Source organism: Ignicoccus sp., assembly GCF_056435145.1.
In genome coordinates this window covers 94,924-120,313 of the sequence record NZ_JBWNMZ010000005.1, presented here as the reverse complement: position 1 = coordinate 120,313, position 25,390 = coordinate 94,924, and the positions used below count along the sequence as shown (strand labels likewise).

Annotated in this window: 26 protein-coding genes and 2 tRNA genes; 12 read left to right on the top strand and 16 right to left on the bottom strand. The window is 49.6% G+C overall.

Features of this window, described 5'->3' with window-relative positions; all coding sequences use genetic code 11:
* The coding region (locus AC1HCZ_RS02230; protein ID WP_479461908.1) for an RsmD family RNA methyltransferase at nucleotides 1-486 on the top strand (486 nt) is incomplete at its 5' end.
* Here AC1HCZ_RS02230 and AC1HCZ_RS02225 read toward each other — a convergent pair.
* The 3 genes from AC1HCZ_RS02225 to AC1HCZ_RS02215 are packed head-to-tail and all read right to left on the bottom strand — an operon-like array spanning nucleotide 458 to nucleotide 3,555.
* Nucleotides 458-1,324: a CDP-alcohol phosphatidyltransferase family protein gene (locus AC1HCZ_RS02225; RefSeq protein WP_479461907.1), complete on the bottom strand. Its 867-nt coding sequence runs from the start codon at nucleotides 1,322-1,324 to the stop codon at nucleotides 458-460. The two genes, AC1HCZ_RS02230 and AC1HCZ_RS02225, sit on opposite strands and share 29 nt — an antisense overlap.
* A 21-nt stretch (nucleotides 1,325-1,345) precedes the next feature.
* A complete protein-coding gene (locus AC1HCZ_RS02220; protein ID WP_479461906.1) occupies nucleotides 1,346-3,106 on the bottom strand; it encodes a helicase C-terminal domain-containing protein in 1,761 nt (586 codons plus the stop codon).
* Between the two features lie 20 nt (nucleotides 3,107-3,126).
* Nucleotides 3,127-3,555 carry a hypothetical protein gene (locus AC1HCZ_RS02215; protein ID WP_479461905.1) on the bottom strand — a complete coding sequence of 143 codons (429 nt, stop codon included), beginning with the start codon at nucleotides 3,553-3,555 and terminating at the stop codon, nucleotides 3,127-3,129.
* Nucleotides 3,556-3,686: 131 nt separating this feature from the next.
* On the opposite strand from AC1HCZ_RS02215, the gene AC1HCZ_RS02210 reads away from it, so the two are divergent.
* Nucleotides 3,687-4,352: a DUF432 domain-containing protein gene (locus tag AC1HCZ_RS02210; RefSeq protein WP_479461904.1), complete on the top strand. Its 666-nt coding sequence runs from the start codon at nucleotides 3,687-3,689 to the stop codon at nucleotides 4,350-4,352.
* Here the strand turns inward: AC1HCZ_RS02210 and AC1HCZ_RS02205 are convergent.
* A complete protein-coding gene (locus AC1HCZ_RS02205) occupies nucleotides 4,336-5,100 on the bottom strand; it encodes a mechanosensitive ion channel family protein (RefSeq protein ID WP_479461920.1) in 765 nt (254 codons plus the stop codon). The two genes, AC1HCZ_RS02210 and AC1HCZ_RS02205, sit on opposite strands and share 17 nt — an antisense overlap.
* 151 nt (nucleotides 5,101-5,251) lie before the next feature.
* On the opposite strand from AC1HCZ_RS02205, the gene lysX reads away from it, so the two are divergent.
* Both lysX and AC1HCZ_RS02195 read left to right on the top strand, forming a co-directional pair.
* Complete coding sequence (lysX, locus tag AC1HCZ_RS02200) at nucleotides 5,252-6,097, top strand: lysine biosynthesis protein LysX (protein WP_479461903.1); 846 nt, start codon at nucleotides 5,252-5,254, stop codon at nucleotides 6,095-6,097.
* A 52-nt stretch (nucleotides 6,098-6,149) separates the two neighbouring features.
* Nucleotides 6,150-6,833, top strand: a complete 684-nt coding sequence (locus AC1HCZ_RS02195; protein ID WP_479461902.1) for an FKBP-type peptidyl-prolyl cis-trans isomerase — start codon at nucleotides 6,150-6,152, stop codon at nucleotides 6,831-6,833.
* Between the two features lie 51 nt (nucleotides 6,834-6,884).
* Here AC1HCZ_RS02195 and AC1HCZ_RS02190 read toward each other — a convergent pair whose 3' ends face one another.
* On the bottom strand, nucleotides 6,885-7,418 hold the full coding sequence (locus AC1HCZ_RS02190; protein ID WP_479461901.1) for a transcription elongation factor: 534 nt from the start codon (nucleotides 7,416-7,418) through the stop codon (nucleotides 6,885-6,887).
* Nucleotides 7,419-7,572: 154 nt separating this feature from the next.
* Between AC1HCZ_RS02190 and AC1HCZ_RS02185 the strand changes: the two genes are divergently transcribed.
* From AC1HCZ_RS02185 to dnaG, 3 genes are all read left to right on the top strand, one after another.
* Nucleotides 7,573-7,677, top strand: a tRNA-Cys gene (locus AC1HCZ_RS02185).
* Between the two features lie 40 nt (nucleotides 7,678-7,717).
* A complete protein-coding gene (locus AC1HCZ_RS02180) occupies nucleotides 7,718-8,389 on the top strand; it encodes a metallophosphoesterase family protein (protein ID WP_479461900.1) in 672 nt (223 codons plus the stop codon).
* Nucleotides 8,390-8,445: 56 nt separating this feature from the next.
* Nucleotides 8,446-9,786 carry a DNA primase DnaG gene (gene dnaG / locus AC1HCZ_RS02175; RefSeq protein WP_479461899.1) on the top strand — a complete coding sequence of 447 codons (1,341 nt, stop codon included), beginning with the start codon at nucleotides 8,446-8,448 and terminating at the stop codon, nucleotides 9,784-9,786.
* Between the two features lie 5 nt (nucleotides 9,787-9,791).
* Here the strand turns inward: dnaG and AC1HCZ_RS02170 are convergent, their stop codons facing one another.
* Nucleotides 9,792-12,167 carry a DNA-directed DNA polymerase gene (locus tag AC1HCZ_RS02170; RefSeq protein ID WP_479461898.1) on the bottom strand — a complete coding sequence of 792 codons (2,376 nt, stop codon included), beginning with the start codon at nucleotides 12,165-12,167 and terminating at the stop codon, nucleotides 9,792-9,794.
* Between the two features lie 23 nt (nucleotides 12,168-12,190).
* Nucleotides 12,191-12,553 carry a hypothetical protein gene (locus AC1HCZ_RS02165; RefSeq protein WP_479461897.1) on the bottom strand — a complete coding sequence of 121 codons (363 nt, stop codon included), beginning with the start codon at nucleotides 12,551-12,553 and terminating at the stop codon, nucleotides 12,191-12,193.
* 87 nt (nucleotides 12,554-12,640) lie between these two features.
* On the opposite strand from AC1HCZ_RS02165, the gene AC1HCZ_RS02160 reads away from it, so the two are divergent.
* Both AC1HCZ_RS02160 and rpsJ read left to right on the top strand, forming a co-directional pair.
* Nucleotides 12,641-13,255 carry a hypothetical protein gene (locus tag AC1HCZ_RS02160; protein ID WP_479461896.1) on the top strand — a complete coding sequence of 205 codons (615 nt, stop codon included), beginning with the start codon at nucleotides 12,641-12,643 and terminating at the stop codon, nucleotides 13,253-13,255.
* A 35-nt stretch (nucleotides 13,256-13,290) separates the two neighbouring features.
* Nucleotides 13,291-13,611, top strand: a complete 321-nt coding sequence (gene rpsJ, locus AC1HCZ_RS02155; RefSeq protein WP_479461895.1) for a 30S ribosomal protein S10 — start codon at nucleotides 13,291-13,293, stop codon at nucleotides 13,609-13,611.
* A 341-nt stretch (nucleotides 13,612-13,952) separates the two neighbouring features.
* Here rpsJ and AC1HCZ_RS02150 read toward each other — a convergent pair.
* The 3 genes from AC1HCZ_RS02150 to AC1HCZ_RS02140 form a co-directional block, all read right to left on the bottom strand.
* Nucleotides 13,953-14,041: transfer RNA gene (locus tag AC1HCZ_RS02150), tRNA-Ser, on the bottom strand.
* A 30-nt stretch (nucleotides 14,042-14,071) separates the two neighbouring features.
* Nucleotides 14,072-15,145 (bottom strand): NAD(P)/FAD-dependent oxidoreductase, encoded by a 1,074-nt coding sequence (locus tag AC1HCZ_RS02145; RefSeq protein ID WP_479461894.1) that lies wholly within the window; start codon nucleotides 15,143-15,145, stop codon nucleotides 14,072-14,074.
* A gap of 63 nt (nucleotides 15,146-15,208) precedes the next feature.
* Entirely contained in the window at nucleotides 15,209-16,189 is a 981-nt protein-coding gene (locus AC1HCZ_RS02140) for an RsmB/NOP family class I SAM-dependent RNA methyltransferase (RefSeq protein ID WP_479461893.1), read from the bottom strand.
* A 39-nt stretch (nucleotides 16,190-16,228) separates the two neighbouring features.
* Between AC1HCZ_RS02140 and AC1HCZ_RS02135 the strand changes: the two genes are divergently transcribed.
* Entirely contained in the window at nucleotides 16,229-17,005 is a 777-nt protein-coding gene (locus AC1HCZ_RS02135; protein ID WP_479461892.1) for a hypothetical protein, read from the top strand.
* Here the strand turns inward: AC1HCZ_RS02135 and AC1HCZ_RS02130 are convergent.
* Nucleotides 17,002-17,712, bottom strand: coding sequence for a sulfite exporter TauE/SafE family protein (locus AC1HCZ_RS02130; protein ID WP_479461891.1), 711 nt, complete (start codon nucleotides 17,710-17,712; stop codon nucleotides 17,002-17,004). The genes AC1HCZ_RS02135 and AC1HCZ_RS02130 overlap by 4 nt on opposite strands.
* Nucleotides 17,713-17,868: 156 nt before the next feature.
* Here AC1HCZ_RS02130 and AC1HCZ_RS02125 point away from each other — a divergent pair, with 156 nt between their 5' ends.
* Both AC1HCZ_RS02125 and AC1HCZ_RS02120 read left to right on the top strand, forming a co-directional pair.
* Nucleotides 17,869-19,164, top strand: coding sequence for a C/D box methylation guide ribonucleoprotein complex aNOP56 subunit (locus AC1HCZ_RS02125; protein WP_479461890.1), 1,296 nt, complete (start codon nucleotides 17,869-17,871; stop codon nucleotides 19,162-19,164).
* Between the two features lie 5 nt (nucleotides 19,165-19,169).
* Nucleotides 19,170-19,862, top strand: a complete 693-nt coding sequence (locus AC1HCZ_RS02120; RefSeq protein WP_479461889.1) for a hypothetical protein — start codon at nucleotides 19,170-19,172, stop codon at nucleotides 19,860-19,862.
* On the opposite strand, the gene AC1HCZ_RS02115 is transcribed toward AC1HCZ_RS02120, so the two are convergent.
* The 5 genes from AC1HCZ_RS02115 to gatE are packed head-to-tail and all read right to left on the bottom strand — an operon-like array spanning nucleotide 19,859 to nucleotide 25,363.
* A complete protein-coding gene (locus tag AC1HCZ_RS02115) occupies nucleotides 19,859-20,794 on the bottom strand; it encodes a metallophosphoesterase family protein (RefSeq protein WP_479461888.1) in 936 nt (311 codons plus the stop codon). The genes AC1HCZ_RS02120 and AC1HCZ_RS02115 overlap by 4 nt on opposite strands.
* Before the next feature lie 60 nt (nucleotides 20,795-20,854).
* The gene (locus AC1HCZ_RS02110; protein WP_479461887.1) at nucleotides 20,855-22,837 is read right to left on the bottom strand and encodes a DUF2079 domain-containing protein; all 1,983 of its coding nucleotides are present in this window, start codon (nucleotides 22,835-22,837) and stop codon (nucleotides 20,855-20,857) included.
* A 4-nt stretch (nucleotides 22,838-22,841) separates the two neighbouring features.
* Nucleotides 22,842-23,219 carry a ribbon-helix-helix domain-containing protein gene (locus AC1HCZ_RS02105; RefSeq protein ID WP_479461886.1) on the bottom strand — a complete coding sequence of 126 codons (378 nt, stop codon included), beginning with the start codon at nucleotides 23,217-23,219 and terminating at the stop codon, nucleotides 22,842-22,844.
* A 52-nt stretch (nucleotides 23,220-23,271) separates the two neighbouring features.
* Nucleotides 23,272-23,457 carry a hypothetical protein gene (locus AC1HCZ_RS02100; protein WP_479461885.1) on the bottom strand — a complete coding sequence of 62 codons (186 nt, stop codon included), beginning with the start codon at nucleotides 23,455-23,457 and terminating at the stop codon, nucleotides 23,272-23,274.
* Nucleotides 23,450-25,363 carry a Glu-tRNA(Gln) amidotransferase subunit GatE gene (gene gatE, locus AC1HCZ_RS02095; RefSeq protein ID WP_479461884.1) on the bottom strand — a complete coding sequence of 638 codons (1,914 nt, stop codon included), beginning with the start codon at nucleotides 25,361-25,363 and terminating at the stop codon, nucleotides 23,450-23,452. The genes AC1HCZ_RS02100 and gatE overlap by 8 nt, the downstream gene beginning before the upstream one ends.
* Between the last annotated feature and the right edge of the window lie 27 nt (nucleotides 25,364-25,390).

The following is a 25,390-nucleotide window of genomic DNA, read 5'->3' as shown; positions in this document are numbered from 1 at the left end:
CTCCACGCCTTGAAGGCCGGGGCGAGGGAGGTCACCTTCGTGGACGAGGACCCTTGGGCCCTTAAGGTTCTGAGGGAGAACTTGAAGATCAACAACTTTGACGAGAGGAAGGTGAAGATAGTGAGGGAGGATATATGGAGATATTTGAAGGTCCGACTCAAAAGAAGGGAGACAACTGAAGTCGCGAGCTACGACCCACCGGCGTTCGTCCCCAGTAAGGAAAAGTTGGAAGAAGGGATGAGAGACTACATGAGACTTTACGTGTTCGCTCTAAAACTCGCAGAGCCCTCAAGTTTGGTGATGTTATCATCATGTTCTCAACCGTTCACAAGGGATATGTTCCTATGGACAATAGCTAAAGCTTCCTACTTTAGTAACAAGGAGGTCAGAGTCTTCGCTGTGAGGGGGGCTTCGAGGGACCACGTTTTCCCTCCTGGCTCTACTTACATGGAGTATCTCAAGTTTGCCGCCCTCTCAGTGCTTTGAAGTAGTAGCAGCACCGGAAGGCCCACAGGAGCCAGCTCACCGAGCCCTTCCAAGTCATGAATGATAAAAGAGCCACGGTGTCGATGAGGGAATCTAACTTTGAGAGCGGAAACTTCTCACCTAACGCCGTTACTTTCAGTATCAAGTACACTAGTGCTAACCCGCCACTCACGCCTAGAGTTCCTATCGGGTCCCACCACCCGTAGAAGAACAACACAATAGTTATAGCAGACAAGTTGAAGCCTATCCAAAACGACCTCAATGACCTACTGTAGTACAACCTTTGTGTTATAGTCAACCAGATGAGTGCGGTGATACCTGCTGCCAACGCAGGCACGTACTTAAAATTCTCTACTGCAGTGAAACGTTGCTCTATTAGGTAAACGAAGGTCAAGGAAATTAACGCGAGTAAGCGGTCGCCTCTCTCCATTATGCCCTTTCCCGCGAGCGACGTGCCCTCGCTCTCAGCTGCTGCCCTTATGCTCGGGATTATTATGGAACCAGTAATCCATAAGTATGTAATGGTCCACGGCACGCCTAATGCAGGAAGTGAATAAAAAATTATAACGTCATTTAAACGGTCTACAGCGGAATCTAAGAACGCTCCCGCTTTGGAGCTCTTTCCAGTCATCCTGGCCACGGCGCCATCCAAGACGTCTAACGAGGCTGATATTAAGAGGAAAGGAAGCGCTTCAAGTATCTTTCCCCTCCATACGAGATAGGTGAAAGATATAGCGAAGGGGATACTGAGCAGAGTTATGATGTTGGGAGAGAGCTTAGAGAGGGGCTTCGCAGAAAGTTTGACTAACCTTTCTGTTCGTCCCCTCAATTTTTCCAACAACTTTCTCGCCTTAGCACATCAGGAGACCATTTCTAATAACTCGCTTGATGTTAGGGAGCGTTTCGGATGCCATTTAGCTAACACTTCCTTGTAGGCCAAGAACCTCGTGTCAGCGAGTATTACGACTCCGCTGTCATGAGGGCTCCTAACGAGCCTCCCCACGGCTTGTTTGACCTTGACCAACATTTCTTCCTCATATAACTTGTCTAACGTCTTTTTCCAGTCACTCTTGGAGATGGTCTTTGAGAAGTCTTCTAAGTAGGGGCTGGGTGACGGGAACGGCGCCCCCACTACGGCTACGGCCTTTATTAAGCTGGATCCGTGCTCGTCAACCAGTTCGACCCCTTCGGTCAGCTGGTCTCCGGCAACCGCCGCCACCAAAGAGGCGCCCCTCTTGGCGGACTCCAAGACTTTGTGTCCTAATCCCCTCTCGCTCACTATCACGCTTACCTCCCCCCTTTCCGAGAGTTCCCGTAAGTGTGGCTTAGCTAGCGAGAGCGCGTTGTAGGAAGGGTAAACCAGTAAGCATGTGCCCCCGCTCTTCACGGCCATAAGGTAACAAGCCAATTCGATTCTTTTTCGTCTTTCCATCATCACAACGTCGTTTCTTAGTTTGTACTTACTGCTGTAATCAGTAATGAATAAATATATCACATTGTTTGGATCGAACATCTTGAAGTATATATCTCTTAGATGTTTGATATCTAACAAGTCCAAGTACGTCACCTCAGTAGACAGCACAGTTTCGAGAAACTCTTTGGAATGTAAAGTCCCGGAGAGGAGAATCAGTCCCTTGCTCTCGTCGACATACTTGGATATCCACGGCTTGAGCTCTCTTATGACGAGCAAGTCATTTTCTAAGTATGCCGCTCCGTGACCGCTCTCCAAGAGGGCGAAGGCCTCTAAGACCTCCTTGATCCGTACGGCTAGGTCAGCAGCCGGGTGAGCTTCTAGGACAAGCTTGGGTAGAACCTTATCTAACGCGTTAACTATCATTTTTATCTCTGATGTAGATATATTGAAAAAATCGGTCACTCTTAATGGTCTTTCTACTATACTAAAGCCTTTCAGCCTTCTGAGCACGTTTACCAAAGAAAATACGGTTGTAGAAAACGTCTTCATAATTTCAAGCGGACCCTCTATTCCGTTTGTGTTGTTCAATAGCTTCAAGAGCTTAGGATACGATACCAATAAGTTTATTGCTTTACCAATCCTGAACTCTTTCTCCCTTACGAATCTCAAAAGGTTATGTGCCTCGTCAATTACTATTAGAACGTTACTGAGATCTATCCCTAACTTTGGTAATATATCTGGTGAAAGGTATTGATAGCTTAATACTACTAGGTCTGCTGTCTTGGATAGTTCTTTCAGCGTCACGTAGGGACACTTGAAGGACTTTATCGTATTCTCTATCCATGAGAATACTTCCGTCCACGAAGGCGGGGGTTTGCCCACCCTGTCCCTCCACGAGCACTGTGGGCACAAGTTAACCCCAGTGTAGCCGATAGGACAAGCCCTTTCCTTGCCTATCAGCGGAACCGCTTTTAGTTCTAATCCGAACCTTTCCGCATCCCTCAGCGGGGGGATGAGTTGGGTCACGGTCCTTACCGCGAAGAGGGACTTCTCGGCAATCCCGAGCTTTATAGCGTGTTCTAATATTTTAAGTGCGGTTAACGTCTTGCCGCTTCCCGTTGGGGAGTTGATCGCGATAACCTTCTTTCCCTTCTTCAACTCTTCTATAGAGCGGTCTACGAAGTATTGTTGCCAAGGCCTTAACATTCGTAAATCCGTGAGGGGGCTCAGCTGCGGCTTAATAACTCCCAGAGGAGTTCCTCGAAACCCTCAGTGTCGTGTCCGCTTTCCAGCCAGAAGAACTTGTTACCGGAGCTCCAGAATGCCGAGGGATACAATTCCTTAAAGTTGGGATAGCCGGTGTAAACCATCACAGCATATTTGTTTCGAGACTCAGTTCTCGTAACTTTTTCTATACCCATCATGTCTTTGAGGACGCTTAAAGTGTTGTAGACCCAGTTGACCAATCCCTTAGCCTTTTCCTCATCATCCAACTCGAAGATCCACAAAATCGAACCGTCGTCGTAACTTATGGCTGTCACCTTCTCCGGATCTATCACCTTACTGGAGAGCATAGCCCTCGCGAGCGCAGTCTTGGTCTTTTCAAACAGCTCGAAGGCCTTTTGGCCTCTAATTCTCGAAACCTCGCGCGGCAAGCCCGTGCTACCCGTCACTACATATGGCCTCGGGGTTTAGATTAAGGGAGGGGGCCGCTGGGGTCGTGTTTCGGTATTTCGGTTCTCTACCGCCCGGAAGCTCTATAAAAGAGGGCGAGTGGACTGTCCAGTTGCGTTGCAGCAGGGAAGGTAACTGTATCTACCGGCGGGGTTCTTCGGAAACCGGCGAGAGCGTAGAGGAAATACTCGGAGGTGTTGACGAGCTCCGACTTTATCCAGACATCTATGGAGGTGAGAATGTTTACTACTTATATTTAGACCTCGAACGGGAACTGTTGTTGGCTCCAGACTCTAGGACAATAATTACAGTAGGCGTACCGATAGCAATAAGAGTAGTAATGATTAAGAGGTTCATTCTCAAAGACATTAATACCGGTAAGGAGTGGGTAGAGGAGCGTAGGTATGAGGTCGATAGAATACCTCTCTCAAAGGTCACTTATGCTCTATACGGAAGCCCGGAGAGAGGGATTCTCACTCGCTACTACAAGACGAGGATCGGTTCGTGGCTTATATTAAAGGAAGCGCCAATGGAAGTCTACATATTTAACAACACGCAAAGAGTCGAAAAGGTAAAGAAGATAGTATTTCCTACGCTGTTACCTAAGCTATTCTTTGTGCCAGGCAGCGGCAAGGTGGAGATCTCCCCAATAGTTGTCGAAATAGAGAAGGGAGTAGCTACAATCAGAAGGCTCAGAGACGTACCGAGCAAGCAAGGTTACGTGGAGGTTCCGGGCACGGGAAGAGTGCTGAAGTGGGTTGCTATCTTTGGTCTTTGAGGTACACAATGTGTACGGGGAAAGGTATTTCAATGTTGTACTTCTGACAGACCCTGAATATCTCCTCTCTAATCGATTTATACATGTCGTACCACTTCTTCGTCGGTACCCATAAATTAAGCCTTATCAGCACATAGAAGTCGCCGAAATCTTCAATAAATATCTCTGGTTCTGGAACTTGTAAGACGTCGGGATGCTTGGAAAAGTAATTCCTAAAGACTTCTAGTGCTTTTAACGCATCGGAGTAACTCACGCCTACACGTACTTGAAGACGCCTCGCCACCGTCCCGGTTTTATTTATTATAATATCATTGAAGAATGTCGAGTTGGGCACGCGTGCCAGTTCGCCGTCTATAGTCAGCAATAATGTGGAAAATATGTTAAACGACTGAACTTTTCCGCTGATGCCGCTGTTCTTGAGTTCTACGAAGTCCCCGATTTTCAAGGGTCTTTCTATCATTAAGAACATTCCCGAGATGGCGTTTGATATGACTGTTTGTGCAGCGAAGGAAACAGCTAAAGTTAATATACCACCTGCCATGAGCAAGTTCTGTATGGGTACTCCCACTGCCGACAAGAAGGTAGTTATCAAAAGGGCGTATATAATATACGTTATTATGCGGCCGCTCATAAATGCTAAGTTTTCGTCTCCTAAACTCTTTATCAAGAGCTCGCGTAGCCTAGCCTCTCCAACCTTTTTTATGACCAAGTATATGGATATCAATAGTATGACGCTTATGAGGCTCATAAGTGACAAGGTTTTACTTCCGGCGAACCACGCATGCGCCGGGTAGTAAAAGCCGATGAGGATCCGTGTTTCAACCGAGCGCGTGAGGAGACGAGGCCGTGCACCGAGGCTTAAAGAGTAATATAAACATTCTAAGCCGGGCGTACCAAAGATGAAAGTAGGAGTAGCCTACGACCATCCCAGATGGGAGGAGAAACACATAATCGAGTTGCTGAGGTCCCGTGGTCACGAAGTAGTAGAATACCCTCTCAGACACAGTTCTTTTGAAATAGGCTCATCCGATAAGCTCCCGGACGTAGTGATCCAAAGAGCTGTAAGCAGTGCCAGGGCAATATCCTTCAGCGCGTACATGGAGTCTATGGGCGTCCCTGTGGTCAATTCCTTACACACTCAGATGGTCTGCGATAATAAGGTCTTAACCGACTCAGCTCTAACCAAGGAGAACGTTCCCAGACCCAAGACCTTCATAGCTTACGACGTGGACAGCGCCCTCGATGCCGCAAAGAGGTTGGGGTTTCCGTTGGTCGTGAAACCCATACAAGGGAGTTGGGGGAGACTTCAAGCGTTGGTTAAGGACGAAGACACGTTGAGAGCAATAATAGAGCATAGGGAGGCCATGCCTTCACCCCAGTTCAAAGTCCATTACCTTCAAGAATATATTAATAAACCCAATAGAGACATCAGAGTATTCGTCGTTGGAGATAGCGTCCCCGTAGCGATATACCGGATTTCGGAGAAGGAGTGGAGGACCAACACTGCGCTCGGGGGCAGGGCCGAAAAGGCTGAGGTAGACGAGGAGCTTAAAGAACTTGCCATAAAGGCGGCAAAGGCTGTAGGAGGAGGCGTCTTGGGCGTTGACGTGGTCGAGGACCCCGAGAGAGGGTATTTGGTGATCGAGGTTAACTCAAACGTTGACTTCAAGAATACGTATAGGGTCACTGGTTTTGATATGGGCGAGGCTATAATAGAATACGCCCTAACGCTGGCGAAACGTTGAGGTCCTTAAATAGGGTTCTCGTGTGCGGGCTGGGTGGTGAAGAGGAGTGGCCTTGAACAAGGGCGACATAGTGGTCATAGATTATACGTTGAAACTGGCGGACACTGGGGAGGTAATTAGTACTACATTAGAAGAGGAGGCAAAGAAGGCCGGCATTTACAAGGAAGGCGAGAAGTACGAACCAGCAATAGTGGTTATTGGGGAGGGAAGCCTGCTTCCCGGGCTCGAAGAAGCAATTGTGGAGATGAAGGAGGGCGAAGGAAAGGAGATAGAGATACCCCCCGCAAAGGCTTATGGCGAGAGGGACCCAACGAAGGTTAAAGTATACAGTTTGAGGGAGTTTAGGAAGGCTGGCGTGAAGAACGTCTATCCGGGTATGGTTGTTAGGGTAGGCAACGAACTGGGCATAGTCAGAAGCGTAGACGGGGGGAGGGTGAGAGTAGATTTCAACAACCCTTATGCTGGGAGGACCGTCAAGGCTTGGGTCAAGCTAGTAAAGGTAGTAAAGGAGAACAAGGAAAAGGTAGAGTACTTGGTCAAGAGAAGGTTGCCCGAGGCCGAGGTGAAGTATGAGGATGGGATAGCGACAATAACCTTACCGCTTAAGTACATATTGGCTGACAACATTCAAGCAGTGAAGGTGGTCCTAGCGGACGAGATATTTAAATGGGTGCCCGAGGTTAGAGAAGTCAAGTTTGTAGAACCAATAAAGAGGCCTGAGGAACGGCAGCAGTAGGCGCACGACGTTGCGCAGAGCCCAGGGCCACCCTATCCTCCTTTTTGAGGTTCAAAAACTCCTCCTCGGTGTTTCAACGCGTATCTCGACCGGGGCACCTAGTATCTCTTTTAAGATCTTTTCTACTTGTTCTTTTGGTATTGCAAGCCTCCTCAAGGAACCTCTCACGTTGACCACGTACTTTTGTGTGCCGTCGGGCAACCATACGATGTTTATTCCCTTCACCGTCAACGGGATCAGCAGCTGAGACACTAGCTGGCGCGGATCTTCATCGCTCTTCAGCAACACCCTTATTCTATAATCGCGGCCTAGCTCCTTCACTAACGCTTGTCTGATCTTCTTGGCGAGTTCGTTTGTCGCTTTATCGACCTTTATTACAACTATCAGAGTATTGTCCACTTGGTACGTTCTTTCGTACGTAGCGCTCCTTAGCTCCTTTATCTCGTTCTCTAAGTTTAATAGTACTCTCATTATATCTACTTCTATAGGCTTGACTATCCCCTCGTCGACTTTCCTCTGACAGCTCGGGCAGAGGACGCCGGTCTTGACGCATATTACATCCAAAGGTATCCTCACTATCGTCATCACCTCGTCATTTTCTTCAGGTGCTGGTGGAGGGAGACGGAATAAAAGGATTTTATTTTGGGTGACGACAGCCACTGCATTGTAGTTATTACAGTTAACGAGGGACAGATAAGTGCTAAATTAATAATCCCTAGTCTACTCCTAAGCCCGTGGAGCCGGGGTGCCCGAGCGGCCTAAGGGGTCGGGCTGCAGTGGAACGTTGGCCACCGCCCGTTGGACACCCGATCTATCCCGGGTTCGAATCCCGGCCCCGGCTCCATTCCTTCTTGACACCTTCAATCCAGCGACGGTGATCGGAGTTGAGGATTTTAATAGTCAGCGACGTCCACTGTGAGGAAAATGATAACGTAAAGAAGTATCTCGAAATATACAAGAGGACGCGTCCAGACTTGGTCTTGGGTGCCGGCGACTGGGGCGACTGTGGCGACTACAGCTTCCTTAGAGGACAGAAGGTCATTACTGTTTACGGAAATCACGACAAAATTGCCGAGTTAGAGAAATACGCGAAAATCTTAGACGGCGAGACGGTAGACCTCGGCGGCCTCAAGGTGGGCGGCATCAGCGGCATAGTAAGCCCTAAGGGTACCCCTTCGAAGTCAAGCACGCCCAGGAAAAAGCCGGAGGAATTCATTGAGAAGGCCACAAAAATAAAAGGAGTAGACCTGATGGTCATTCATGAAGCGCCTTACATACCTATGGTATTCGGAAGGATGTGGAAGTCCGTAGGGCCGCTAACGGCCCTCACGGTAGTCCAGATAGTACGGCCCAAAGTCTTGATAGCTGGCCACTTACATAAGGCCCCTTCTCTTCACGCTAAGCTAAATCAATGTCACGTGCTCCATATAGATACGAGCGATGGCGGTTATGTCGTGTTCGACACCGACACGATGATAATGGAAGGTTTCGTCGACGACATAAGGACGTTTAAGGTTAAAATTGAGGAGCTCACAAAACAAGACGTCATTATTTAAAAATCGAGCTGTTTAAGAGTGTGTGGAACGAACCATATCGGTATGAGGGAGGGATCATGGTAAAATATATCATCAAAGCTCTTGTTGAAGTTGAAGGCCCCGTCGACGAACACGATATTATAGGTGCTATATTCGGTCAGACCGAAGGACTCTTAGATGATTTCGAGTTAAGAGAGCTACAAGAGAAAGGACGGATCGGTCGCATATACGTCAAACTTCAGAAAAGGGGAAACAAGGTAGTAGGAGAGATCTACGTACCTTCCAACCTAGACCGAGTAGAGACGGCGCTCGTGGCTGCTATGCTGGAGTCCGTCGACAAGGTTGGACCTTATCCAGCCCGTATAAGCGTAGTTGAGATTATAGACGTACGTGCCGAAAAGATAAAGAAGATAATAGAGAGGGCCAAGGAGATATTGAAGAAATGGAGTCAAGAAAAGAGCATAGATATAAGGGAAATCTTAAAAGAAATAAGCGAAACTACGAAGAAGTCGCAGCTAATAGAGTACGGACCGGAGAAGCTCCCCGCAGGCCCCGGCATCGATCGCTCTGATACTATAATAATAGTTGAAGGGAGGGCTGACGTGCTAAACCTCCTTAGGTACGGTTATGATAATGTGATCGCCTTGGGCGGAGCGACCGCAAAAGTCCCTGAGACAATAAAGAAGCTAGCTAAAGAGAAGATAGCGATAGCTTTTGTGGACGGAGACAGAGGAGGAATAATGGTCTTGAAGAACCTCTTATCACAAGCGGACGTCGATTATGTGGCCAGAGCCCCTCCAGGAAAAGAGGTGGAGGACTTGACAGCCAAGGAAATAGCCAAATCGTTGAGCAACTTAGTACCGGCGAGCAAAGTGAAGGAAGAACTCCTAAAGACAGAGCAGTTGCAAAAAGAGGAATCTAAAGAGATTATGATTATAGAGAAAGCAAAAAAGGTCGGAGCCGAAGAGGCGGTAACCAGAGAGGAGGCCTCTGAGAGGGGTGAGGAGATGGAAAGGAAGGCTAAGAAAGCCGAAGAGCAGACGGCCGTCGTTGAGAGGGCTGTAAAAGAGGAGACCGAACAAGAGGCGAAGGCCGAGGGCGTTGAGAAGGTAGAGGAAAAGGTCAAGGAGTATGTAATGTTCATCCCCGACAACGTATTCGAGAAGGCGAAAGAGATAACCGGAACGTTGAAATCGGTTCTCTACGATTCACAGTGGAACATGATAGCGGAGGTGCCCGCGAAGGACGTGGTGAGTGCTATTGAAGAGAAAGGAGCCTACGCAGTGCTCCACGACGGAGTCATAACGCAGAGGATGTTAGACGTCATGAGCATCAAAGGAGGTAGGCTGATACTGGGAAGGAGGGTAGCTAGGGTTAGCAAGAGACCCAAGGGAGTCTTCGTGGTCCTCTTGGGTTAAAGCTCTCACTTGCTTATGAATCTCCAGAGGCCATCCTTTTTCCCTTTTAGTCTTGCCTCAGTGATCCCGAAGTATCCCAGTATCCTCATAGCTGCTGGCACTACTTGGTGGTCAATATAATAGTTGTAGTCTATCATCTCCTTTTTAACCAAGAACCAAGGCCACGATCTGCCGGAAAGCTTCCCTACACCCTTTACTATTACGTATCCCACCTTATCACCTTTCCTAACTTCGTAGCCCCTTTCTATGGCCCTCTTGGCCGCGACAACGTGTGGAAGTTCCGACTTATAATCTTCTAGGGACTTCTCCAAGGTCTTCCAGATCACTAACTTCTCTATCGGCACTTCACCTCTCTTCAACCTCTCTATTACTAAATTAACGTATTCAACTGCTTTGTTTATATCACCTTCTTTTAGCACAATCTCGATAATTTTCTCTTGAACTTCCTTGGCGACTTCTGCCCAGTCTCCTCTAACGGCTTCGAAGCCCACTACGTCTATTCGCCCGTCCTCCAAGATACCTGCATATCTCTTCTTTGCCTCGGTAAAGAAGAGTTTTTTATATACCTTATCTATCTTTATTTCGAAGCCCAGCTCTTTTTCTATTCTATATATCAACTTCTTGACCTTTTCTTTGTCATATACTACGAACAGGCTGTCAGTGTCCCCGTAGATTACCTTGAGCCCGAGCTCACGAGCCATTTGAATAGCTTTCAGAATCAAGTCTCTCCCCCATGAGGTGACTGCTTCTGCACACTCTCTGCAGTACCACCTGGCATGAGGCCACCCCATGTAGCCGTAGTGAGCGTTGGCGAGTACCTTTACGGCTTTCTGTCTCTCGTCCAGAAGCTTGTACAAAGGGTCGTCCGGACTTAATGACTTCATCCTTTCCTTAATTTCTTTCCTCAAATTTATTAGAGTTACTAAGGATTTTTTGAAGAACGCGTCCGGTTTTTTCTTAAACATATAACCGGCTGGCGAGACGTATACCTCTTCCGGCGACACCTTTTCTCCCGGCTTGACTAAGGTGTCAGGACCTACGTTGTACTTTATCATTATGTTAGGGTACATGGACGAGAAGTCTAGGACTGCAACGTTCTCGTGGACGCCCTTGAGCGGGCGCAGTACTATGGCCCCTCTGTAGCTGGCGGCCCTCCTTTCTACTCTGTTAGGGATGAGTTCGTCCATAACATAGGCTATTCTCATCAAATACCATTCTACTCTATAACCTACAGATGCTGCCATGACTTGGTCCAACGGAAGGCCAGTTAGGTAGCTCAACTGTTCTCCGAAGGGAATGAATAGGTTAGCCAACAACAAGGTGCTGAGAGCGTCAGCCTCGTTGTATTTTCTCAAAGTCTCTCTCTTGTTAGGGTCTTCCCAGTACTTGTATATTAAGTGGTGTGGGATTATAGGTCTTTCTTCCTTCTTTACGACATTAAAGTAATCAGATATATTTTCTAAGCTCTTTACCTTAACCTCGTACACTTCCTTGGCGAAGTCGTATATATCCACGTTAAGGCGTCCTGGGACTGAGACGTGGCCGTAAGCGCCGGTCGTGGGTACGACACCAACCTTCCTTCCGACGTCCAAGCGTATCCCGACGACTTTGCTCCTCTCGATCAAGTACGGCCAATCGAAGTTGTTGCTGTTGTAACCGACAATTATGTCTGGGTCGCGCTCCAGTACCTCCTTCTTGAACCAGTTAATTAAGTCCTTGTCGTTCTTATCCTGTGCGAGCTTAGAAACCACCGAACCTTCAGAGGCCAGCGCAATAGAGATTATTGGGTCCCTATCAGGCCTCGGCGTCCCTGACTTGTTATACACTTCTATGTCAAATGCCATCGTCTTGAGCTTAGGTTTAGTATCCAAGTTTAGTGCCTTGGGTCCATTCACGACTTCGTAGACCGCTTCCACTCGATAGTTCTTCTCCGGACTTACTTCCTTTACCTCGAACTCGGCCCAACCACAAGGCCTCAAAGCAGTGTCTATTATGTATCTCATAGAGAATCTTATGTCAGCCTCTAGGACCTCCGAGACCCCTTCAAGTTTCTTGAGTTCCTCTCTGTACTCCCTTACGCTCTCCGGGACGACAGTGGTTATTCTTATTACATTTTTTTCTTCACCCACTAGCTTCTTTTTGACTACTTCGACCGATATTATTGGAGATTTAGGTTTGCTTACAAGAGTAATTCTTCTTTTGAGCTTTTCTATATCGACGCCCTCCCTCGGGAGTACATAGAAGTAAGGCCTAAACCTCTTATCTTTGAGCAATACTCTCCTTTCATTTTCATCTATCCCCCAAATCAATATCACAGGCTTGTTTCCTTCCAGCTCGTAGCTGACGTCGAGCACGTAGATCTTCAACACCCTTTCTACCACTCAAAATGGGTGAGGTTGAGGATTTACGTAGTATTAGTGGGCGGGAGGGGCGGCCACGAAGAGATCGGTGTGCTCACTTGGGTTGGGGTACTCACAGTTATGCTAAGGGGTAGTTGAGGCAAGCTCACGCTGGGCGGCGGGGGAAGACTAGTAGGTATTAACCCGTTATTTATGCTGGCGTTCAAGTACGTTCTCAATACTTTTAAGTACTCTATGTAGAGTTGGAAGTAAAGGCTCGTGACTTTGTCGTACTCATTTATTATTGTGTGGGTTGCGTCTCTGTACGCAGCAATCATCGATTGGTAAATGAGGAAGTATGCAAGAACGTTAAGTATTATCACAACTAGAACTATGCTGACGTATAACGTCGTCGGGTCCACGTCCAAGGCGGGTTGCCCGCGTCGCCGTGAAAACTCTTCTCAAAGAAGTTTTCCCGGGTCTTTGGAGTGGCCGTTCACGCACGAGCCATCCGTTTGGGAATTCCAGTCTTCGACGACAGAGTGGGAAACGTCAGTCTAGGCAGTCTCGAGGTGCTCGTGGGAGACAAGGACTCTCAAGTTCATTTGTTCAACTACTTAATAGCCAAAGCGTGGGTCGATAGGGGGGAGAGAGTAGCGTTCATAATAGATAAAGGCTTCGTAAACGTACACAGAATAGTGGCAGAGAGTTTCGGAATAGACACGCAAGGTCTCGAGGAATCGAACCTATGGAAGTACGAGGAGGTAGATAACAGCGACGACGTTATGACCAAGGCGTTTGAATTGATCGCTAACTTCGCGCTAGTGTTGGTGGACGCGACCTCGTGGTTCAATCCGGACACAACGCTTCTTCACCGGACCATGTCCACGCTTGTAAACAGCAACTCCATAATGGTCATAGCTTTAATTGCCGAAAGGACGAAGCCAGAAGTTCTAGGTATTCTCGAGGCCAACGCTGAATATGTCTTGAGGTTCGAGACTTATTGGGCAAATTTGAGGGTAGAAAGAATAATGAAGCTGGGCAAGAGCCGCCATCCTACAAGTCCCTTCGCGGCATACTACAGCGTGACTAGCGACGGGATAGAGATAGAGGAACTGAAGCGGCTTTGAAAAACCCCGTGGGGTAGTCCCGAGGGGGTTCTGGAGTGCCTTCCAAGAACATGGCTAGGATAAAGATGTGGAGTACGGACGTAAGGTCTATAGAGGAAGTTGCCAAGCAGATAAGGGAAATAGCGGAGCGCTCGGGCGTGGAGGTGAGGGGACCCATCCCCTTGCCAGTCAAGCGCCTTGAGGTATCTACCCTCCGCCTCCCCCACGGCGAGGGCACGAAGGTATTCGATCATTGGGAAATGAGGATTCACAAAAGGTTGATAGACGTGGAGCTGAACGACAGAGTGATGAGGAATATAATGAGGATACGAGTGCCCAGCAACGTATACATCGAAATTCAGATAAAAAAGGCGTAAGGGCGATGACAGCGCCGACATCGGAGGAGTGATGACTGAGAGCTCTCGCACGAGCCCTCTACGGGAGGAATGATGTGAAACCCCGGTACCGAAATCTGGTGTGGATCAACCCCGCATCTCTGACCCCAGGCGTTTTCTGATAACGCGACCGGCACCCGGCCAGACTCATGTGCCCTCAGTTTCAAGGCGCGTCACGCTCGTTTTCCCTCTTGGGCCGATGATCAGTACTCCCCAGGTCGAGGGGTGAGAGCAATTCCTTTACGTGAGGCCTCAGGGCTACAATGGGTCATCATTTGGACCCTTCAGTCCGCCCATCGTTCACCATCGGTTTGTGAGGAATTTGGCGCCGGGGGCGGGATTCGAACCCGCGCCCCCCGTTAGGGGGAGTGGCTCTCCAGGCCACCCCCTTGGGCCGCTCGGGCACCCCGGCGGGCTGACCTCCGTGAGGTTCCTTAAAAATTTAGACCGGTACGGGCGGCCTTAATTTTGCCTCACGGGCTAGCTTGATCATCACCCTCTCTAAGATTTCTTTTACTATAGGTGCTAACCTCCCTGAAATCACCACCCTCCTCACGACGCTTATTCCGTCGTTGGGGCCAAACGTTATGAAGCAAATAGGGTTATCCTTAGTCAAGAAGGGTTCATAGGGTTTAGTCTTTTTGCCAGCTATGTGAAGGACTGCGTACCAGCCGTGTCGGAGCGCCTCCTCTGCCATTTTTAATGAACGGCTACTCGAGGCGTCGCCGGCTACATATATCCTTTTACATCCCTTAGCCCTAAGATACTCGTCTACCACGTAAAACCCTCTCCTGTCCTTCTCGCCGCACGATATCTCAACGTTGGGGCCCCTAACGCCGGCGGCCCAGACCACCAAATCCGCTTCGTACTCCTTTCCGTCCTTCGTCACGACCTTTCTGTCCTTTATTTCAGATACCACGGCGTTTAGGTGATATTCGACCCCATGCTTTTTCAACAGTTTGGGAACGATCTTCCTCACCTTTTCGCACGGGAGCGTGGGCGAGATCGTCGACGCGGCCTCAAGCATGAACACCTTATAGTTGGCAATCCCGGCTTCTCTGACCCACACCAGCTCTCCCGCAGCCTCCAACCCTACCAGCCCAGTCCCCACGACGGCTATGGTGGCGTCGTTTCCTACCCTCTCCAGTTCTCTCCTCAGCGCGCGAGCATGTTCGACCCGGTATAGGGGGAAAGCCCCCTCTACGGGCACCCAAGCTGAGGCGCCGACTGCGACCACGGCGTAGTCTGCGGTTATGGTATCGCCGTCCTTCAGAACTATCTCAACCTTTTCATCACTCTCCTTCACTGCCTGGACGAAGGAGTTTACGTGTTCCCACCGGAACTTGGGAGTGACCTCAAGCCTCTCCGCTTCTCTCCTCCCGCTTAAGACCTTTGTCAAGGAGGGTAGGTACTCAAACTTTTCGGGCCCTATCTGGACTACCTCGAGGTCCAGCTTCTCGGCGGCATGGGCCGCGCTTAGCGCGGCGAAACCGTTTCCTACGATCGCTACCTTCATCGTCTATGTTCCGCGACGCCTCCTATTGTGGAGCCGGAATAAAGTTCATCCGTTTTAAAGTAGCTAAAGCTTTTTCAGTTTACAGAGAAAGAAACCCTCGGATTCGTGCAAGTGTGGCCAAAGGCGTCTGCAACTGTGAGCGAAGGGAAATTCCCACCCCAAGTACTCGCCTATCCCCGGAGAGCCGGCCTCTCCCCCGTTCACTATCTCAACATCATCCCTTCTCTCAAGTATTGAATCAATCACCAGTTCGTTTTCTTCAGGGGCGATAGAACACGTGGAATACACCAACTCGCCGCCCGGCTTTAAGGCGTCCAATGCCTTGTTGAGCAACGCTGTCTGAACTTTGTGCATGAGAGCTAGGTCCTCGGGTCCCCTGGACCTCTTACGCGAGGGGTCGCGCGCTATGACGCCCTCCCCCGTGCAAGGCGCGTCCAACAGAGCCTTGTTGAACGGGCCGTATCTCGGCGCGTTGTAGGCATCATCTATGATTACAATTGCATTTAATATTTCCATCCTCTCTAAGTTGCTCATCAAGGCCTTCGCGCGATCCCTCCTCTTTTCTATTAGTATCAGTTTTCCGCTGTTACCCATTAGCTGGGCCAAGTGCGTTGCCTTTCCTCCGGGGGCCGACGCTAGGTCCGCAACCGTCTCGCCGGGCTTGGGGTCTAGTACTAGAGGGGGTAATGTAGAGGCCTTATCTTGAATGTAAAACCAGCCGTCTAGGTGTTCGGGCGTCGAGGATATAGAGAACGGAGCTTTCAACACTTCGTACGCGTGAGAACACCAAGGGACTTGCCTCAAGACGAATCCTCTGCCCTCCAGCCTCTCTTTCAGCTTCTCGCAGCTCACCTTCAAGAAGTTACACCTTACGGCAATTGGCGGAGGGACCTCGAAAGCCTCGAGCAGCGGAAGGGGGTCGCCGAGTATTTCTCTATACCTTCTGATCATGTAAGGACGGTAACCGTATTTTCTAGCTAGCAACTTGTCCTCGGTTGTCACCTTCAAGTTCTTTAGTTTTCTCAGAACCTCTTGATGTCTCAAAATAAGCGGCCCGTCGGGCGTTTCCCCAGGATCGAGCTAATGTGGGTTGTTGTCGGTAACACTATAGCGGCGCGCTGCGTCGGCGGGCTCGTAGTGGACCCGGTCCAAGCGGATCCATACCCTCTCCGAAAAGCTAGGGTAGGCGGCGTAGATGTCCCAATGATTCCCACGTTGCTACCCCGGTGCCCCGAGCCCTTGGTGTGCGTGGAGGTCGAAGGCGACCCGACAGTTTTGAAAGACGGGTCTCACTACAAGGCTTGTGGAGGACTCCGTTGTCAACCGCCGTGGCCTTTGAGATGGAAAGATATGGAAAGGAGGTACCTTGTAAAAGAGATAAAATGGAAGGGTTCGGAGATTGACATAATACCGGGACGAATCAAGTGGTTAAAAGAGGGAAAGCTGAAGGTAGGGTGGAAGGAGATAGAGTTTGACAGACTGATTTGGACCGCGCCCTACCCCTACTTGGCCTCCCTACTAGGCTTAGCAGCGCCCAAGTGGAAGGAGGCCACAGTGGCCCTCTTCCTCTCCGAGGCTGAATGGAGCTTAGCGTATCATTTGGCCGACTCTAACCCCTTCTACGCGATATTGAGGGTCGGGGAGGTCACGTGGGCTCTGGGGCCTGGCTCGTTCGACGCCCTCAGCGCAGTGAAACACTTGGAAAGGAAAGGTCACTTGAAGTTGAAGGGCAAAGTAGTCAGTTACGTGGTGGACTACTACGCCCTCGAAGATTATGAACCCAAGCCTCCGAAGTGGGTGGAGCTTTTCGGCAGGACGGCCGAGTGGAGGGAGAAGTCGTTACTCGAGACGTTGTGTTAGAGGAGTTTGAGTCCTATTAAGATCATGAATACGCCGAAGGCGCGTTTTAGCGTCTTGCTCTTCAAGTCTTTCATTATGTGTGCACCTACCTTAGTACCAATTATGAGCCCCGGAATCCACGCTGCGGCCACGTCTAGCTTTGCGTAGCCGGCGAGGACCTTCGGTATCGCACTGGCGACCGTAATTAGTGGTAACGCGGTGACGCTCATGCCTATAGCGTACTTTATGTCTATACCTAGCAAGACCAATGTGGGGTTCAATAGTATACCACCACTCATGCCTACTAACGCCGCAAATATCCCCACAAAAAAGCCTATGACAAACAATTTCTTTATAGTGAACGACGAGTAACTGGTCTTCTTGGTAATATCTAGTAACATTAGAACGCCTATCAGAATGAATGACGCTCCCAGCACCGTTTTCATTGTCCCGATCCTACTGATGTAGAGGAAGAGCGCGTTACCAATTGAGGTTCCCAGCATTCCACCGACACCTATCCAGACCCCCTCCTTTCTGAGCGTTCCTTGCTTCCAGTGGAAGAAGGCCGAGAGTAAGGTGCTAGCAACTATTATCACCGAGTTCGTCGCTACAGCTTCGGGAGGCCTTAGTCTCAATAGGAAGATCATGACTGGAATAGACAAGACTCCTCCTCCAACACCGAAGAGCGATGCTATGATCCCTGTCAAAATGCTAATTAAGAGCGACATAATAATCACTTTGGTTTACACCGGTGTCCGGTGGGTTAGTGGAGTAATAAGCCTCGGTCCCGGGATAGGCGGTCATCCCTCCTTAAGGGGCGGGACGTCCTCATCGGCGAGAGCTGTTTTTAATTCCCGGGCAAGCCCGCTTTGGGGACTGAAAGAATGACGAAAAAGTACTTGGTTCAGCACGCTCTGGGAGCGTTCCTGCTCGACGCGCAAGGGAACGTCGAGAGGTACGAGTTGAATACGAAAGACGTTGACGAAGCTGCTGAACAAGCGCTGATAATGGAGGGTTGGGTCAAGGGGATGAAAGAGGGCGAGGAGAAACGCGCCGGACTAGCAACTCCGGCAAAGAAGCTATTGGAGAACTTAAAGAATGAGAACTTTGAAGGCATCTTGGTCTTCGAGACGGACTCCGAGTCGAGAGAGGCAGCAAAACTAGGGTTCGAGGTGGCGGTCGAGCCTGCAAACGAGCCGGCACGCGCGCTGCGCTCAAGGGTGGCGAGCTTTGCCGTCAAGTACGGCTTCGTCGACAGCGAGGAAGAGTTCTACGAGTGGTTGAGAAGAGTTGACATAGAGGTGGTCAGGAGAAAGCTGAGGAGCGTGGCCCAAAAGAGAGACCTATTGGCGGCCCAAGCAGTTAGGAGCATAGATGACATAGACAAGGTGGTAAACTTAATGGTCGCTAGGCTAAGGGAGTGGTATTCTTTGCACTTCCCGGAGCTGGATAAGTTAGTTAAGGACCACGAAGCCTTCGTGAAAATAGTTGCCGAACTAGGTGGAAGGGATAACATAACTAAGGAGAGATTGCTAGAATTGGGATTTAGCGAGAACTTGGCTGAGAAGATAGCCGAGGCGGCCAAGAGGAGTACGGGCGCTGATTTGACCGAGACCGACATAGAACAGCTACAGAAACTCGCTTCGATAATAACGAGCCTATATAACTTGAGGAGAGACTTGGTTGATTATATAAGCTACATTATGAAGGAAGTGGCCCCTAACGTGACGGCCCTAGTGGGGCCGGTGTTGGGAGCGAGGCTGATCTCTCTGGCCGGATCTTTGGAGAACCTCGCGAAGATGCCGGCTTCAACCATACAAGTTCTAGGAGCGGAGAAAGCGCTCTTCAGGGCATTAAGGACAGGGGGCAAGCCGCCCAAACACGGCGTGATCTTCCAATACCCGGACATCCACAGGAGCCCGAAGTGGCAGAGAGGCAAGATAGCTAGGGCTTTGGCGGCCAAGCTAGCGATAGCAGCTAGGACCGACTACTTCACCGGCAGAAACATAGGAGACAAGCTGAGAGAGGAACTAAGGGCCAGGATAGAGGAGATAAAGAGGGTGTACGCCAAACCTCCCAAGAAGACTGAGGAGGAGAAGAGGGCTCCCCCGGCCAAGAGGGGCAGGAGGAGGCCCAAGAAAGGCAGGAGAGCCCCCAGAAAGGGCGGCAGGAGGAAGTAGAACCTTTGTTAAGGAGGCTTAGGAATTGGAGAGAAGCTCGAGCCCCTCTGTTTTGTCACGTTTCCGAAGTTATTGATGAATTCGGGGAAGTAGTTTACTGGAAGGGGCCTTTCGACAAAGAGAGCTTAGCTCTATACAGCGTCTTCGGAATAGAGCCATCAAGAGCTCGTGCTAACTTGAACGTCGGCGAGCCCGTAGCAGTAGTGAGGGTGCCCACTCCCTACTCCAAGTTTAATGCCGTAAAGAACCTGATGAAAATAGAACACGATCCCGCGCTCGTCGTTAAGAAAGGTAATAGAATATTTATCGAGCCGGCCTTGAGGCACCCTAAGGGTTTTGCGTCCCTGAAGGAACCATTAAAGGTTGCTAAGGAAATGAGCTACGAAATCGGGAATCACGTAGTTCTCTTAAAGGAGGTTCCCACTCACTGTTGCTGGTTTGTGGCCCCCCTCGCTTGGACTGCCATCCCCTTCAACGACGCCGGGATCTTCCGCGGCGGCGTCCCGATAGGGACTAGCATTCCCCTCTTCCAACCTCTCGAGGGGTGTTGGGAATATGATGTAAAAATGGATGAGGAAGAAGGTGAAGGTTTTCCTCAAGATGTCCTAAGGCTAATTAAGGTGAAGATGAGCGATAGGGTTAAGATGAAATTAATACCGTTAAGGAGGATTATGATAGAAGTTTTCGGTAAACCCTAAACTACCACGGCCCACCTCTCGGGTTCTAGCTCCCACGCAGGATCCAAGAAGTCGGGGGCCCATGCGCCGACCCTTTTATTGAAGAAGGGCGAGCCGGCTCGGGTGAATATGCTGACAACCCTCTTTTTGTGAAAGAACTTGACGCCGTCGACCGGCGTGTGACCCCTTACCACATAACTTACTTCGAGCGCCTCCAACAGATAACGCGTGGCTCCAGGGCCCCAGAGGAAACCCCTCCCCCTTGGCGAGGGGGCCCAACAAGCCTCCGGCCCGTCCTCCCAGCCGCAGACATTCGCTGGGTCGTTCCACAGTATTTCTTCCACGACTTCCCTCTGAGGTTCGCCGAAGACACAGTCGAGGCCTTTGCACCCTCTGCGAAGGAGGACTGTGGCCGGCCCTCCGTGGTAAGCCACCACGGCTCCGTCGATCACCAGCGCTAAGGGCAGAGCTTCGAACACTGACCTAGCTGCCCTCAACACTTCTCTCCAACGTTTGAACCTCCTAGCGAGGTGTTGAGGGAAATCGTGAGGCAAGGGTTCCAGACCTTTGTAGGGCTCGTGGTTCCCTCTTAAGACGAACACTTCTGAGGGCCTTTTGGCCTTGAGTGATAAAACCAACAACAACGTTTCTAGTTGTTTAGGCCCCCTGTCTACGTAGTTGCCGAGGAAAACCAATTTGTAGTTTCCAAGGACTTCTTTTAGACCCAAGACGTTCCAAACATCGTAGACGCTCACCAAGTCCCCAAATAGGTCCCCGTGGAAAACGGTCCTGGCGTCCGGCTGCGTCACCACGAAGGGCCACTCTCCCCTGAAGTACTTCTTAGCTTCTTCCAACATCTCGGCTACTTCGTCTTCATCCAAGGCCTCGACGGCTTCAGCAAAGGCCCCTAGGTCCTCTACTGGCATGTCCTCTAGCTTCAAGTTCCACCACACTCCGAGGGTCCCATCGCGGTAATTTCTTCATCGCGTGTGCTCGAGGGGGGCAAGTCTTTGTCATCCCCCGATCTTCCGCTCTTGCATATTTAATTCTTTTGATGGTAGGAAGCGCGCGGCCGACGGAGGGTAGGGGGCACAGCTAAAGGGGGTTTTCCAATATAGCTGTACCCATCCTGGGAAGATCTTGACCTTTATCTTGTGCCAGCCTTCGGTGAGCCTCAGTTTGCCGAAGTAACTGGCGTGTACGAAGTCTTGCATAACTTCTATCCTCTTGGTTGGTTTCAAAGTGACATTATCTATCTCTATCTCCAAGACTGCGGGTGAGCCGTAGAGCTCGTAAGTACCGTCTACGCCAACGTAGATGTAACCCTCTAGCCACGTTATGTTTTTTATGCCGTACTTAGGTACGTAATCGTACAAGCTTGGGACGAGCTTCCCGTCTTTAGTGGCCAAGCCGTACTTCACTTTGAAGAGGTTCGATCCGCTGCTGCCTCTCCCTCCATCCTTCCCAACAATTGCGAATGTCCCGTTCGCCAACCAAATTACCTTCATACCACTTAGGATGGACTTGAGTCTAGCTAGTTTGGTTTGGTTCATAATAAATACGTATCCCGCGTCTTTGACCATTATTGCCTTCTCTACTACTTCATCCCAAATATACTTGGGGATATCCATAGTTCTTACTGTTCCATACATGTTTACAAAAACGTGCGCTCTGAGCCAAGTAGCTAAGATCACTGCAATCCTTTGCGGCGTCAGACGGCTGTTCCAATACCAATCCTTCATGGCCATGTTGCCCGTATGTAAGGGTTCATATTTACATGAGAAAATACTCATTAACGTATCGGGCACACTGACCCTCTCACCGGGTTTCAAGTATTTGGATGCGACGTCGTATAACTCCAACGCTTTCCAGAAGCAGTGTAAGTAGTTCGGAGCTATCGGCCTGTAGGTGGTTAACGAGGTCCAAGGGTAAATCGGGTAGGGCGCTGGTTCTCCTCCAGATGAATAATAGTAATAATACTCATATATCATGGCCCAATAAGCAAGGGGGTCGGCGACGACGGCTAAGATTAGTACTAGGGCTAACTGGGCCCCCCACACGCCGGCGCGCAAGCGACCTTTGAGCTTAGATGTATTCAAGATTGCTGCTATGACCATCATTGTTATTAAGAACACTGGGTATTGAAATCCATACCAGAACTTGAACTTATACCACGAAGTAGTGAACAAAAAGTTAAGGAAGTCCGGGAGCCAGAGTAGGACATTGACGTTCGGGATAAGTGAGGGGAATACGCTCAATAGCGTGACTATCAAGAACTGGACCTTCACGTAGTTAAACCTAGCTGAAGGTTTCTCGAAGAAAATATTCCACCTGTCGAACTGAAAGTTAACTAATCTTAGCTTGAGGATTAGGAGGAGTAACAGCGGTGCAACGACTAAAATGAGAACGACAAAAAGTCTCTCGGTCTTATGCTTTACTTTCTTGGTTGCAGTCCTCCATATCATTACGCCTAATAAGGGAAACGCCGCGGTCTCTTTAAAGAGAACAGCGGATATCATTAGAAAATAGCCCTTGAGAATAGACTTATTGGTAACCAAGTACTTAGCTCCGAGAGCCACCAAGGGAAGGGCGTAGGCCTCTGGGTGTATGTCGAAACTTACTATGCCGTGCATCGCTGGATGAAACGCGTATGCCAGGGACGCGACGAATGCCAGTTTCCAACTACCTAGGACCTCTCTAGCTAAGGAGTAGATCGCGTATGTCGCTAGCCCCAATCCCACGCCCTGGAGGAACGCCAACGTGGCTACGAACAGCCAGCACGGCATTACTGCGCACAGCGGTTTGAACAACAAGAGAGCGTAAGAGAAATGGACTTTCAATACTCCTTTATGGCTAGGGTATTGACATATCGTTAGGATAGATGTTGGGGCGTCGCCGTAGAATCTGAGGTCCAAGAACCTTAATACAGAATAGCTCCCAAACAACGTAGAGATGATTACAATATACATCGGTAAGGCGAACCTACGCAATTCCATTACTTTACACCTCGTCGAGGTCAGGGTATACTATAGGATAGATTATTCCTTTCAGCTTCCTCAAGCTCTCGAGGAGGGCGGTGCCCCCTCTCTTGGCGTCAATGAGGATTAGGGCGTATTTACCTTTCATCATTATACACGCAGAGGCCGAACCGTCAAGGCCCTCTAAAGTCATAGCCAGCTTTCCTGCTTCGCTCGAAGGGATTATTGCTAAAAATATAGCTGCCTTAGACGGATCATTTAGGGCTTCCAAGTAGTTGATGAATGTTGATACTGCCATTTCTATAACTTTTGACCTAGACACGTTCAACTTTTCGGCTACCTTGTCAAGACGCTCAACCAACCCCTTCGGTATGGCTACGCCGAACCTCACGTTGGTCATTAGATCCCCGAAAGGGGGAATTCCAAGTTCGGATTTAAATCATTAAATAGTCTCACTGCACTTCTAGTATCCACCAAGATATGACCAACGCTGAGAACAATACCGTTAAAACGTTCGTCCACTTTGCGAGTTGAGGAAAATTGAGGACGTACGCCAAGAAATTACCGACTTGCGATATTATTCCTATAGCTGATAACAAAAGGATAGCTGCCACTGTCACACGGATCGATTTAGTCATTTAGATCACCCAGCTCCTTTAGGAGTTTTCTCACGGTCTCGGCTACCACCTTCCCGTCAACCTTGCCCCTCAGCTCAGCCATGACCTTTCCCATGACTAAGCCGAAACTTCTCTCCGTACCTCTTCTCTTTATTTCATCTAAGTTTTGCTCGATTATCTTCTTGACAACCTCCTCTACGTTAACTTCGTGCGTCGCGGCAAACTCCTTCAGAGCGTCTTTAACGCTCGCTCCGCCGGCGACCTTGCGGAGGACTTCCGGAACAGCCTCCTTAGCTATCCTTCCCTCAGCTACGCTGTCTAACGTCGTCTCTATCGCTTCGTCGGATATCTTATCAACGTCGAAACCCTCTCTTTCCAATTCCCTTAGAGTGTCGACAACGGTCCTCGCTACTAGGTTGGCGCTCAGTCTGCCGTGGTACTTTTTGATTAGCTTGTAAGCCAAGTCGAAGCGCTCGCTAGATATGATTTTTTCTGCCATGTCCTTCGAAAGCTTGTAAGTAGTGATTAATTCTTGAATTAACTCTAGAGGGTTCTTCGGTTTTAGCTTCTCTGCCTTGGCCAGCATTTCTTCGGTTACAATTATTGGAGGTACGTCGGTTTCGGGATACATCCTGGCGGAGCCGGGCCTAGGCCTCAAGAACTTGGTCGTCCCGTCAGGGTTCGCGGCTCTGGTCTCCTCCGGAACTCCCTTGAGAGCGAAGGCCGCCCTCTCTTTGACAGCTTCTAAGGCTTTCTTGGCGTCCGGCGGCGGGGCTATTACCATCACGAACGCGTCTTCTTCGCCACATTCCAGCTCGCTTCTCAAGTCCTCGACCTCTTCTTCGGAAATCCCGTACCCAGGGAGTTCGTCGCTGTGGATTATCCCCCCCACGCCGGCCCAGAACCTAGCGTAGTCAGCAAGTTCTGTACCGAACCTCCGATTAGGCTGTACTTCCCTCCCGAGGATGCCTCTGAACTTGGGGAGCTTGACTGCATACACTCTGTTGCCCTTGGATAATGACTTCCTAACTAGCTTACTTTGGGTGTTCCTAAATATCTCTGTCACATCTTTTATAGGTTGGGAGACGATGTCCTCTTCCTTCACCTCCTTCTTCTTTAATTCATCCTTTATTTCGAGCAGCTTAAGTTGCCTGATCACCTCGTATTCTACTACCTTGTCGATTATCTGAAGTCTCTGAACCCCCTTTATTTCAGTCTTGGCGCCTCCCTTAATGGAGACGTTCAAATCTTGCCTTATAGTGCCTAACCCTCTCTTCACTTTTCCCGTGAGCCTCAACATTTGACCTATCCTAAGTGCAACCTTCTTAGCCTCTTGGGGAGAGGTTATCGAAGGTTCAGTAGCTATTTCTATTAGTGGTATCCCCAAGCGGTCTAGGTTGAAGATCGTAATCCTCTCCTTTTCTTCCACCTTCCTTGCGGCGTCCTCTTCTACACATATAGTTTCTATTCCAATCCTTTTATCCTTTAGGTCAAGCTCTCCCCCGAGCGCGACTAGCATGGTCCTTTGGAAACCGGAGGTGTTAGAACCATCTATAACCATTTTTCTCATCACATGGATTTCATCAACTATCTTCGAGTTGAATGATTTTGCAATGGCCAAGGCTATTATTATCGAGTCTCGGTCGGCCTCGTGAGGAGGTTCCTCGTCTGCTTCGACCAAGCAAGAGTGTCCTGTTGGCGCCTTGTATACGTAAGTTCTGCCCTTCTTCCACTCGAAGAGGGCAGCTACGTCTACCTCGCCCAGCTCGCTCCTCACCGGCCTTAGTCTCCTCTCTATTACGTCGAAGTCTTCATCTTCCTCTGCTAGTTCAGGTTTGCAGTGGCAGAAAAGCTTTCTTTCGGTTTTTAGTTGTTGGTGTATCTCGAGGCCGACTCTCAACCCCAGCTCCTCGTAGTTCAGATTCAAGTAGACCCCTCCTCGAGGCCAGATGTC